Raw genomic sequence first — 10,234 nt, 5'->3', positions numbered from 1 at the left:
GGGCCGCGGTGCTGCAGTCGGCTGCGGCGTTATGAGAATGTCGTGACTCAGCTGGCCAGTGAGGAGTGGGCGGGCCATGACGGTGGGGCGGAATCCGTAGCGGGGGCCGGCGCCGGCGTGGGTGCCGTTGCCGACTCCGGCCAGGGGCATGCCGCCGAGCAGGTTGCCCGGTCCCCCGGCTGCCTCGGGTGCGGCGCTGATCGCGCTGACCGGGAGCGCGGTGTGGCCCATCGCCGGCAGCGCCGGGGCGCCGGTCCAGGCTACCGGCACCGACAACTTGCCACCGATGGAGGCCGCCCCACCGTCATGGCCCGCCCACCCTTCGCCGGATAGCCGGATTCGGTCATTCAGCACCTCGGTCAAAGGGTTGACAGGATGGGTTACACAAGGCTCGGTTCGCGGGCTTCCGACGGGGCTTCAGGGGGCCCGTCGGGCGGCCGTCGGCGGCCCATTCACCGGTTGCTAGCCGAGCGGCAGCGAATATTCGGCAGCCAGATTTTTTCCGGTCCTGCCCTGCGACGCCAACCTGGGAAACTCGCACCAGGCACTTCGGTGACCGGGTTGGTCACAGTTTGCTGTAAGGGGAGGCGATCGAGGCGGGACGCTGTTACTCTGACGTTACTAAAAGTGAATTCGTCGTACCGTCACGTGAACAGTTGCAAACTGACGGCTTCCGAAACAGCTTCAGAGGTCGTTGTCATCTAGTCTCTGCAGAGTCGGGGATTGAACTAGGAGGGAACCAAGTATGTCGTTCGTGACCACACAGCCCGAGGCTCTGGCTGCGGCGGCCGGAAACTTGCAGGCCATTGGCTCAACGTTGAGCGCCCAGAACGCGGCTGCCGCCGCCCCCACGACCGGGGTGGTGCCCGCGGCCGCCGACGAGGTGTCGGCGCTGACGGCGGCGCAGTTCGCAGCGCACGCGCAGATGTACCAGGCGGTCAGTGCCCAGGCCGCCGCCATTCACGAGGCGTTCGTGAACACGCTGTCGACCAGCTCTGGCTCGTACGCTGCGACCGAGGCAATCAACGCAGCTGCTGCGGGCTGATCGGGTTGGCGGTTCGGGGTCTGGGACGGGACGTCTTCGACGTGCGCTCCGACCTGACCGCCCAGCTACCGACGATCTCGGGGGCTGACGGCCGGACAACTCAAACGCCGGAGTTCGGGTTTGACGTCCGTCTCACCGTGTTCCAGCGACCGGTGGCCGCCGGCTGACGGGAAGGGGGGATCATCCTTTTGCATTCGGCACGGCGGTTCGCCAGCGCGTAACCGGTCCGGCCATCGTCGTCACCACAGCAGGTATCTGAGTAATCACGTAATAAGGAGAAAGCCACATGGCAACACGTTTCATGACCGACCCGCACGAGATGCGGGCGATGGCGGGCCGCTTCGAGGTGCACGCCCAGACCGTTGAGGACGAGGCCCGCAAGATGTGGGCGTCCTCGATGAACATCGCCGGCTCGGGCTGGAGCGGCCAGGCGCAGGCGACCTCGTACGACACCATGGGCCAGGTCAACCAGGCTTTCCGCAACATCGTCAACATGCTTCACGGTGTGCGCGATGGACTGATCCGCGACGCGAACAACTACGAGCAGCAAGAGCAGGCCTCGCAGCAAATCCTCAGCAGCTAGCGCTAAAAACCGCGGCTGCGTACCATTCCAGACATTAGGAGAACACCGTTATGACAATCAATTACCAGTTCGGCGATGTCGACGCCCACGGTGCCTTGATCCGCGCCCAGGCCGCGTCTCTGGAGGCTGAGCACCAGGCCATCGTTCGCGATGTGCTTGCTGCGGGTGACTTCTGGGGCGGTGCCGGTTCGGTGGCCTGCCAGGAGTTCATCACCCAGTTGGGTCGCAACTTCCAGGTGATCTACGAGCAGGCCAACGCCCACGGGCAGAAGGTGCAGAGCGCCGGCAACAACATGGCCAGCACCGACAGCGCCGTTGGGTCCAGCTGGGCCTAACCCCAACTTCAGGCGCGGCAGCACACCGATGTCTGGTGTGCTGCCGCGTCCTGCGGTTACCGTGCACTTTGACCCCTTGAGGTATTGATGGACCAACAGACCGCCCGTACCGACATCACCGTTAACGTCGACGGCTTCTGGATGCTCCAGGCGCTCCTGGACATCCGGCACGTCGCGCCGGAGCTGCGGTGCCGGCCATTCGTCTCCACCGACTCGAGCGACTGGCTCAACGAGCATCCCGGCATGGCGGTGATGCGCGAGCAGGGCATCGTCGAAAACGATCAGGTGAACGAGCATGTGGCCGCACGGATGAGGGTGCTTGCCGCGCCGGACCTCGAGGTCATCGCCCTGTTGTCGCGGGGCAAGCTGCTATACGGCGTGGTCGACGACGAGAACCAGCCGCCCGGGTCGCGTGACATCCCCGACAACGAGTTCCGGGTGGTGCTGGCCCGTCGCGGCCAGCACTGGGTCTCGGCGGTACGGGTGGGCGGCGACATCACCGTCGACGACGTCGCCATCGCCGACAGCGCCTCGATCGCCTCGCTGGTGTTGGACGCCCTGGAGTCGATCCACCACGCGGAGCCCGCGGCCATCAATGCCGTGAACGTGCCGCTGGAAGAGATGCTGGAAGCGACCAAGTCGTGGCAGGAGTCGGGCTTCAACGTATTTTCCGGCGGCGACCTGCGGCGGATGGGCATCAGCGCCGCCACGGTGGCCGCGCTCGGACAGGCCCTCTCGGACCCGGCGGCCGAGGTCGCGGTGTATGCCCGTCAATACCGGGACGACGCGAAGGGGCCGAGCGCATCGGTGCTGTCGCTCAAAGACGGTTCCGGTGGCCGCATCGCGCTCTACCAGCAGGCGAGGACGGCGGGGTCGGGGGAGGCCTGGCTGGCCATCTGCCCCGCAACCCCCCAGTTGGTGCAGGTGGGCGTCAAGACGGTGCTGGACACGCTGCCGTATGGCGAGTGGAAAACCCACAGCCGGGTCTGACATAAGACGAAACATAAAGTTCACCAATGGCTTTGCACTCAACATGCGGTTGAGATGCCAACACGGCATACTTCTCTGAGAGATTCAGCAAATCTCAAACCACTGTCACCGAAGTTTTAATCGCAAGGCGGGGTAGATGGAATTCGGAATAGTCGGCCTGGACTTTCCCGGGGGCCGCAGCGCTCCGGAAGGTCGGCCGGCGCAGACTCCCGCCCGGTCGGCGGCACGGGGTTACACATTCACGACGGTAAGGGGTTCAGGGCGATGACTGCGGTAGTTGAAGCGCTACAGCCTGACGTTGAGGGTATTTCGCAGCCTCGGGCGGTCGTGGTCGGCGTTATGGCCGGTGCGGGCGTACAGATCGGCGTCCTGCTGGACGCCAACGCCCCCGTCTCGGTGATGACCGAGCCGCTGCTGAAGGTGGTGAACAGCCGGCTCAGGGAGCTGGGCGAGACCCCGCTGGAGGCGACGGGCCGCGGCAGGTGGGCACTGTGCCTGGTTGACGGCACCCCCCTGCGGGCCACCCAGTCCCTGACCGAACAGGACGTCTACGACGGCGACCGGCTGTGGATCCGGTTCATCCAGGACACCGAGCACCGCTCGCAGGTCATCGAGCACATCTCCACCGCCGTCGCGGCAAATCTGAGCAAGCGGTTCGCCGCGATCGACCCGGTCGCCGCGGTGCAGGTCGGCGCGTCGATGGTGGCGGCCGGGGTGACCGCCGCCTCCGGCTTGCTGCTCTGGTACCGGTGGCACCACAACTCCTGGCTGCCTACGGCGTACTCCGCGGTGATCGCCGCGGTGGTGCTCGGCGTCTCCCTGATGCTCCTGATGCGGGCGCGCACCGACCAGGATCGCCGTATCGCTGACATCATGCTGCTGAGCGGCCTGGCGCCACTCACGGTCTCCGCGGCGGCGGCCCCGCCCGGCGGAGTAGGGTCCCCCCACGCCGTGCTCGGCTTCGGCGTTCTCACCATCGCGGCGATGCTCGCGCTCCGGTTCACCGGTCGGCGGCTCGGGCTCTACACCGCCCTGATCACCGTCAGCGTGGTCACCGCGATCGCGGCGCTGGCCCGGATGGTCGCGATGACCAGTGCCGTGACGCTGCTGACCAGCGTCGTCCTGCTGTGCGTGCTGGTGTACCACACGGCGCCCGCCCTCTCGCGGCGGTTGGCGGGCATCCGCCTGCCGGTCTTCCCGTCGGCGACCAGCCGATGGGTGTTCGAGGCCCGGCCCGACCTGCCCACCACCGTGGTCCGCTCCGACGGCGGCCCCCCGGTCCTCGAAGGCCCCGCGTCCGTCCGCGACGTCCTGGTGCAGGCCGAACGCGCCCGCTCCTTCCTGACCGGCCTGCTGATCGGTCTCGGCGTGTTGATGGTCGTCTCGTTGACGGCGCTGTCGGACCCGCACACCGGTCAACGCTGGCTGCCGCTCCTGCTGGCCGGCTTCAGCGCCGGGTTCCTGATGCTGCGCGGACGCTCGTACGTCGACCGCTGGCAGGCGATCACCCTGGCCGTGACCGCCGTCCTCATCGTCGGCGCGGTCGTGGTGCGGTACGCGCTCGTGTTGCAGTCGCCCCTGGCGGTGTCGATCAGCGCGGCGATCCTGGTTCTGCTCCCGGCGGCCGGCCTTACCTCCGCGGCCGTGGTGCCCAACACCATCTACAGCCCGCTGTTCCGCAAGTTCGTGGAATGGATCGAATACCTCTGCCTGATGCCGATTTTCCCGCTGGCATTGTGGTTGATGAATGTCTATGCAGCAATCCGCTACCGGTAGTAGCAAGGTGTGGCGAGGGCGCGCATCCGCTGCGGCCCTCGCCGCAATCTTGCTCACCTCAGGAGCATTGGCCGGGTTGCCGCCCGCCTCTGCGATTTCGCCGCCGACGATCGATCCCGGGGCGGTGCCGCCCGACGGCCCGCCCGGGCCGCCGGCGCCGATGAAGCAGAATTCCTACTGCACCGAGGTCGGGGTGCTGCCCGGCACGGACTTCCGCCTGCAGCCGAAGTACATGGACATGCTGAACCTGCAGGAGGCGTGGCAGTTCGGGCGCGGTGCCGGCGTGAAGGTGGCCGTCATCGACACCGGCGTGAGCCCGCATCCCAGGTTTCCGCACCTGATCCCCGGCGGGGATTACGTCATGGGCGGTGACGGGCTGTCGGATTGTGACGCCCACGGCACGATCGTGGCCTCGATGATCGGCGCCGCGCCGGCGAACGGCGCGGGGGTGCCGCCGGCCGCGCCGCGCCGCCCGGTCACCATCCCCACCACCGAACCGCCGCCGAAGGCGCCGCCGCCCCAGACCGTGACGTTGTCGCCGTTGCCGCAGACCGTGACGATGGTTCCGCCTCCGCCGCAGGACCAGCCGGCCCCCGGACCTTTCGGCGCGCCGCCGGCGCCCGCGCCTCCGGCGGCGCCTCCGCCCGGTAACGGTCCGCCGCCAGGACCGGCGCAGCCCGGCCAGGCCCCGGCGGCCGGCCACGGCGGCGGCACGGTGACGATCCCGAGCTACTCCGGTGGGAGCCACGTCGTCGGGGTTGACTACCCACGCCCGCTGGATCCGCCGCCACCCCCGCCGACCGCGCCGCCGGCGCCGTCGGCCGGCCCCGATGCGTTCAGCGGTGTCGCGCCCGACGTCGACATCATCGCGATCCGTCAGTCCAGCCAGGCCTTCGGCCTCAAGGACGCCTACACCGGCGACGAGGACCCGCAGACGCGGGCGAAGATCGACGGTGTCCAGACGATGGCCCGGGCAATCGTGCACGCCGCCAACATGGGCGCGCAGGTCATCAACATCTCGGATGTGACCTGCATGAGCGCGCGCAACATCGTCGACCAGCGCGCCCTCGGCGCGGCGGTGCGCTACGCGGCGGTCGACAAGAACGCCGTCATCGTGGCCGCCGCGGGCGACACCAACAAGAAGGACTGCAAGCAGAACCCGCCGCATGATCCGTTGCAGCCCAACGATCCTCGCAACTGGAACTCGGTCACCACCGTCGTCACGCCGTCCTGGTTCAGCGACTACGTCCTGACGGTGGGGGCGGTCGACGAAGACGGCCGGCCGCAGACCGGGGGTCAGGGTCAGGGATCGACGAGCGTGGCCGGCCCGTGGGTGGGCATCGCCGCGCCGGGCACCGACGTCGTCGGTCTGTCCCCGCGTGACGACGGCGTCATCAACGCGATCGACGGACCGGACAACACGTTGCTGGTTCCCTCCGGCACCAGCTTCTCGGCCGCGATCGTGTCCGGCATCGCCGCGCTCGTCCGCGCCAAGTTCCCGCAGCTGTCGGCATACCAGGTCATCAACCGGTTGACTCGCACCGCCCGCGCACCGGCGCGTGGCGTGGACAACCAGATCGGCCACGGCATCGTCGATCCGGTGGCGGCCCTGACGTGGGACGTACCCGAAGGACCGTTGAAGCCCCCGCAGCAACTTTCAGCGCCGCTGAACATTCCGAGGCCCGCTCCGCACCGGGATATGGTGCCAGTTTGGGTGGCCGGCGGAGGCTTGCTCGCGGCGCTGCTGATCGGTGGGGGCGTGTTTGGTACGGCGATGCTGATGAAGCGATCGCGGAAGCAGCAATAAGGGCGGAGCAGTAACAGTCATGAAAGCTCAGCGCAAACTCGGGTTGTCGTTGACGTGGCCACGGGTCACCGCGGTGTTCCTTGTCGACGTCGCCATCTTGGTGGTGGGCAGCCACTGCCCGGAGTCCTGGCAGGGCACCTATCGCATCGCGTTCTGGGTGGGTGTCGGCCTGGCGGTGCTGGTCGCGCTGCTCTCCCTGGTCACCTATCACGGCGTCACGGTGACCTCGGCGTTGGCCACCTGGCTATGGGACTGGTCCGCCGACCCGGGGACGGCTCTGGGCGCCGGCTGCACGCCGGTGCTCGACTACCAGCGCAAGTTCGGGCGCGACAAGGTCGGCGTGCGCGAGTACGAGGGCCAGCTGGTGTCGGTCATCGCGGTGAACGGTGGTGACGACGACCCGTCGTCGCGCCACCGGCACCGGAACTCGTCGCCTACCCTGCTGGTGCAGGCTGTGGCTGATGGATTGCGGCAGTTCGACATTCACCTCGATAACATCGACATCGTGTCGGTCAAGGTGCGCCGCGGCGGCAACGCCGCCGAGTTGTCGAAGCTCGACGACTGGGGCCCCGAGGAGTGGGAGGTGGCCAACGGGCAGCCCACCTCGTACGTTCGCCGCACCTGGCTGGTGCTGCGGATGAACCCGCAGCGCAACATCGCCGCCGTGGCGGTCCGCGATTCGCTGGCTTCGACCTTGGTGGCGGCCACCGAGCGGCTGGCGCAGGACCTCGACGGAATCAATTGCGCCGCAAAGCCTTTGACTGCCGAGGAGATCACCGAGGTGGACCGCGCGGTGCTGGCGGATCTGGAGCCGACCTGGAGCCGGCCCGGCTGGCGCCACCTCAAGCACTTCAACGGCTTCACCACCAGCTTCTGGGTGACGCCCGCCGACCTGACCACCGACACCCTCGACGAGCTGTGGGAGGCGGACACCGTCGCCACGGTGCTGACGGTCCGGCTCACCGCCCCCGCGGGCCGGCCGCAGGTGTCGGCCTGGGTGCGCTACCACACCGAGAAGCGGCTGCCCCGGGACATCTCCGCCGGCCTCAACCGCCTCACCGGACGCCAGTTGGCCGCGGTCCGCGCCAGCTTGCCCGCCCCCGCGACACACGCCACGCTCGTCGTGCCGAGCCGTGCCGTGCGTGACGACGACGAGCTCACGCTGTCGGTCGGCCAGTTGCGAGAGAGCCCGGCGGGCGTGCCTGTGGCGCAATGACGCGCCCGCAATCGACCGCTGAGGGCGCCCGCAACGCGATGGTCGCCGGCCTGTTGGCATCGGGGATATCGGTCAACGGGCTGCAACCCAGTCACAATCCTCAGGTCGCGTCGCAGATGTTCACCACGGCCAGCAACCTGGACCCCGGCATGTGCGACGCCTGGCTGGCGCGGTTGCTGGCGGGGGAGCGCAGCATCGAGGTGCTCTCCGGCGCGTGGGCGTCGATCCGGACGTTCGGATGGGAGACGCGCAGGCTCGGGGTCACCGACCTGGAGTTCCGTCCCCAGGTTTCCGACGGGCTGTTCCTCCAGCTGGCCGTCACCAGCGCCGAGTCGTTGGCGTGTGCCTACGCGGCCGTCCTGGCCGAGGCCAAACGCTACGAGGAGGCGTCGGAACTACTCGACGGGGTGGAACCGCGCCAGCCCTTCGAGCAGGAGCTGGTCGACTACGTGCGGGGCGTGTTGTATTTCCGCACCGGACGCTGGCCGGATGTGCTCAACCAGTTCCCCGAGGGCAAGGTCTGGCGACAGCCGGAGCTCAAGGCCGCCGGCGCCGCGATGGCGACGACGGCGCTGGCGTCACTCGGCGTCTTCGAGGAAGCATTGCGGCGCGGTCAGGACGCCGTCGAGGGTGACCGGGTGCCGGGCGCGGCCAACATCGCCCTGTACACCCAGGGCATGTGCCTGCGGCACCTGGGCCGCGAAGACGAGGCCGTCGAACTGTTGCGCCGGGTGTATTCGCGGGATCCGAAGTTCACCCCGGCCCGGGAAGCGCTGGACAATCCGAACTATCGGCTGGTCCTGACGGACCCGGAAACCATTGAGGCGCGGACGAATCCATGGGATCCGGATAGCGCACCCACCCGCGCCGAGACGGAGGCCGCTCGCCACGCGGAGGAGGCCGCGAAGTACCTGGCCGAAGGTGACGCGGAGCTCAACGCGATGCTGGGGATGGAACGGGCCAAGCGGGAGATCAAGCTCATCAAGTCGACGACGAAGGTGAACCTGGCGCGCGCCAAGATGGGCCTCCCCGTGCCGGTGACGTCGCGCCACACCCTCTTGTTGGGTCCGCCCGGAACCGGTAAGACGTCGGTGGCGCGAGCCTTTGCCAAGCAGCTGTGCGGCTTGACGGTGCTGCGCAAGCCGGTGGTGGTCGAAACCAGCCGGACCAAGCTGTTGGGTCGCTACATGGCCGACGCGGAGAAGAACACCGAGGAGATGCTCGAGGAAGCCCTGGGCGGGGCGGTGTTCTTCGACGAGATGCACACGCTGCACGAGAAGGGGTACCAGCAGGGCGACCCCTACGGCAACGCGATCATCAACACGTTGCTGCTGTACATGGAGAACCATCGCGACGAACTCGTCGTCTTCGGTGCGGGTTATGCGAAGGCGATGGAGAAGATGCTCGACGTGAATCAGGGTCTGCGCCGGCGGTTTTCGACCGTGATCGAGTTCTTCAGCTACACGCCGGACGAGCTTGTCGCGTTGACCCGGTTGATGGGCCAGGAGAACGAGGACGTTATCACCGAGGAAGCCGCCCATTCCCTACTGCCGTCCTACACCCGGTTTTATCTCGACGAGAGTTACTCCGAAGACGGCGATCTGATCCGCGGCATCGACACCCTCGGTAATGCCGGATTCGTGCGCAACGTGGTGGAGAAGGCCCGCGATCACCGCAGTTTCCGCCTGGACGACGAGGACCTCGACGCGGTGTTGGCCAGCGAGGTCACCGAGTTCAGCGAGCGTCAACTGCTGCGGTTCAAGGAGCTGACCCAGGAGGATCTCGCCGAGGGTCTCAGCGCCGCAGTCGCCGAGAACAAGTCGACTTAGTTCGGTTCCGGCGCTTGTGCGCGGGATGCGGGGAATCTGGATCCCCGCGGCCGGCACGAGCGGCCGCCAGTACGAGACCGCCCGCCATACGCGTTCCATGTGAGCGTCATGCCGCGGTCTGACGGGAAAACCGTTGCGGCAAGCGGCCAGCGAGTCGATGCGCCACGCGCGGAAGCCGGTGAGTGGGCCGGCTTCGGCGGTGACGGATCGTGGTCGAGAACTACGCGTCGTCGGCAACGTCGCGACCGTCGAATCCGGGGTGGCAAGCAGGCGCGAAAACGACCATGACCAGGAGAAACCAGCTCCCAGGAAACTGTCAGCAGCTAATCAGCGGCGCGACAGCATACCCGTTTTACCCTTCGTGTTGATGAACGGTAGGGGTACGCAATGGCAATTAATTATCAGTTCGGCGACGTAGACGCGCACGGCGCCACGATTCGCGCTCAGGCGGCGTGTCTGGAGGCTGAGCACCAGGCCATCGTTCGCGATGTGCTTGCTGCGGGTGACTTCTGGGGCGGTGCCGGTTCGGTGGCCTGCCAGGAGTTCATCACCCAGTTGGGTCGCAACTTCCAGGTGATCTACGAGCAGGCCAACGCCCACGGGCAGAAGGTGCAGAGCGCCGGCAACAACATGGCCAGCACCGACAGCGCCGT

General features: G+C 67.5%; 9 protein-coding genes and 1 pseudogene. 9 read left to right on the top strand and 1 reads right to left on the bottom strand.

Annotation, left to right across the window (positions count from 1 at the left end; genetic code table 11):
- A pseudogene (locus A9X03_RS14545) lies at positions 1 to 303 on the bottom strand (PE/PPE C-terminal domain-containing protein); the annotation flags it as partial.
- A gap of 442 nt (positions 304 to 745) precedes the next feature.
- On the opposite strand from A9X03_RS14545, the gene A9X03_RS14540 reads away from it, so the two are divergent.
- From A9X03_RS14540 to A9X03_RS14500, 9 genes are all read left to right on the top strand, one after another.
- Positions 746 to 1,045, top strand: a complete 300-nt coding sequence (locus A9X03_RS14540) for a PE family protein (protein WP_047324320.1) — start codon at positions 746 to 748, stop codon at positions 1,043 to 1,045.
- Between the two features lie 286 nt (positions 1,046 to 1,331).
- Positions 1,332 to 1,628 (top strand): WXG100 family type VII secretion target, encoded by a 297-nt coding sequence (locus A9X03_RS14535; protein ID WP_007168951.1) that lies wholly within the window; start codon positions 1,332 to 1,334, stop codon positions 1,626 to 1,628.
- A 50-nt stretch (positions 1,629 to 1,678) separates the two neighbouring features.
- Positions 1,679 to 1,963 (top strand): WXG100 family type VII secretion target, encoded by a 285-nt coding sequence (locus A9X03_RS14530; RefSeq protein ID WP_046184805.1) that lies wholly within the window; start codon positions 1,679 to 1,681, stop codon positions 1,961 to 1,963.
- Between the two features lie 87 nt (positions 1,964 to 2,050).
- Positions 2,051 to 2,953: an ESX secretion-associated protein EspG gene (locus A9X03_RS14525; RefSeq protein ID WP_055405688.1), complete on the top strand. Its 903-nt coding sequence runs from the start codon at positions 2,051 to 2,053 to the stop codon at positions 2,951 to 2,953.
- Between the two features lie 264 nt (positions 2,954 to 3,217).
- Entirely contained in the window at positions 3,218 to 4,729 is a 1,512-nt protein-coding gene (eccD, locus tag A9X03_RS14520; protein WP_067757190.1) for a type VII secretion integral membrane protein EccD, read from the top strand.
- On the top strand, positions 4,707 to 6,536 hold the full coding sequence (locus tag A9X03_RS14515; protein ID WP_068261624.1) for a type VII secretion-associated serine protease mycosin: 1,830 nt from the start codon (positions 4,707 to 4,709) through the stop codon (positions 6,534 to 6,536). Before eccD ends, A9X03_RS14515 begins: the two co-directional genes overlap by 23 nt.
- A 19-nt stretch (positions 6,537 to 6,555) precedes the next feature.
- On the top strand, positions 6,556 to 7,752 hold the full coding sequence (gene eccE / locus A9X03_RS14510; RefSeq protein ID WP_067757183.1) for a type VII secretion protein EccE: 1,197 nt from the start codon (positions 6,556 to 6,558) through the stop codon (positions 7,750 to 7,752).
- Positions 7,749 to 9,581, top strand: a complete 1,833-nt coding sequence (gene eccA / locus A9X03_RS14505) for a type VII secretion AAA-ATPase EccA (protein ID WP_067757181.1) — start codon at positions 7,749 to 7,751, stop codon at positions 9,579 to 9,581. The genes eccE and eccA overlap by 4 nt, the downstream gene beginning before the upstream one ends.
- A gap of 387 nt (positions 9,582 to 9,968) precedes the next feature.
- Positions 9,969 to 10,234: WXG100 family type VII secretion target (locus A9X03_RS14500; RefSeq protein WP_068261621.1), on the top strand; the 266-nt coding region annotated here is incomplete at its 3' end.

The sequence above is a fragment of the Mycobacterium sp. E1715 genome, assembly GCF_001667625.1.
Lineage (GTDB): Bacteria > Actinomycetota > Actinomycetes > Mycobacteriales > Mycobacteriaceae > Mycobacterium.
Note: the sequence above shows the minus strand (reverse complement) of the source record. Positions and strands in the feature narration are given on the sequence as shown.

Excerpts from the sequence above, each read along its gene's own strand:
- A9X03_RS14530 (WP_046184805.1), top strand. The coding sequence starts at position 1,679 with ATGACAATCAATTACCAGTTCGGCGATGTCGACGCCCACGGTGCCTTG.
- A9X03_RS14525 (WP_055405688.1), top strand. The coding sequence starts at position 2,051 with ATGGACCAACAGACCGCCCGTACCGACATCACCGTTAACGTCGACGGC.
- eccA (WP_067757181.1), top strand. The coding sequence starts at position 7,749 with ATGACGCGCCCGCAATCGACCGCTGAGGGCGCCCGCAACGCGATGGTC.
- eccE (WP_067757183.1), top strand. The coding sequence starts at position 6,556 with ATGAAAGCTCAGCGCAAACTCGGGTTGTCGTTGACGTGGCCACGGGTC.
- A9X03_RS14515 (WP_068261624.1), top strand. The coding sequence starts at position 4,707 with ATGCAGCAATCCGCTACCGGTAGTAGCAAGGTGTGGCGAGGGCGCGCA.
- eccD (WP_067757190.1), top strand. The coding sequence starts at position 3,218 with ATGACTGCGGTAGTTGAAGCGCTACAGCCTGACGTTGAGGGTATTTCG.
- A9X03_RS14535 (WP_007168951.1), top strand. The coding sequence starts at position 1,332 with ATGGCAACACGTTTCATGACCGACCCGCACGAGATGCGGGCGATGGCG.
- A9X03_RS14540 (WP_047324320.1), top strand. The coding sequence starts at position 746 with ATGTCGTTCGTGACCACACAGCCCGAGGCTCTGGCTGCGGCGGCCGGA.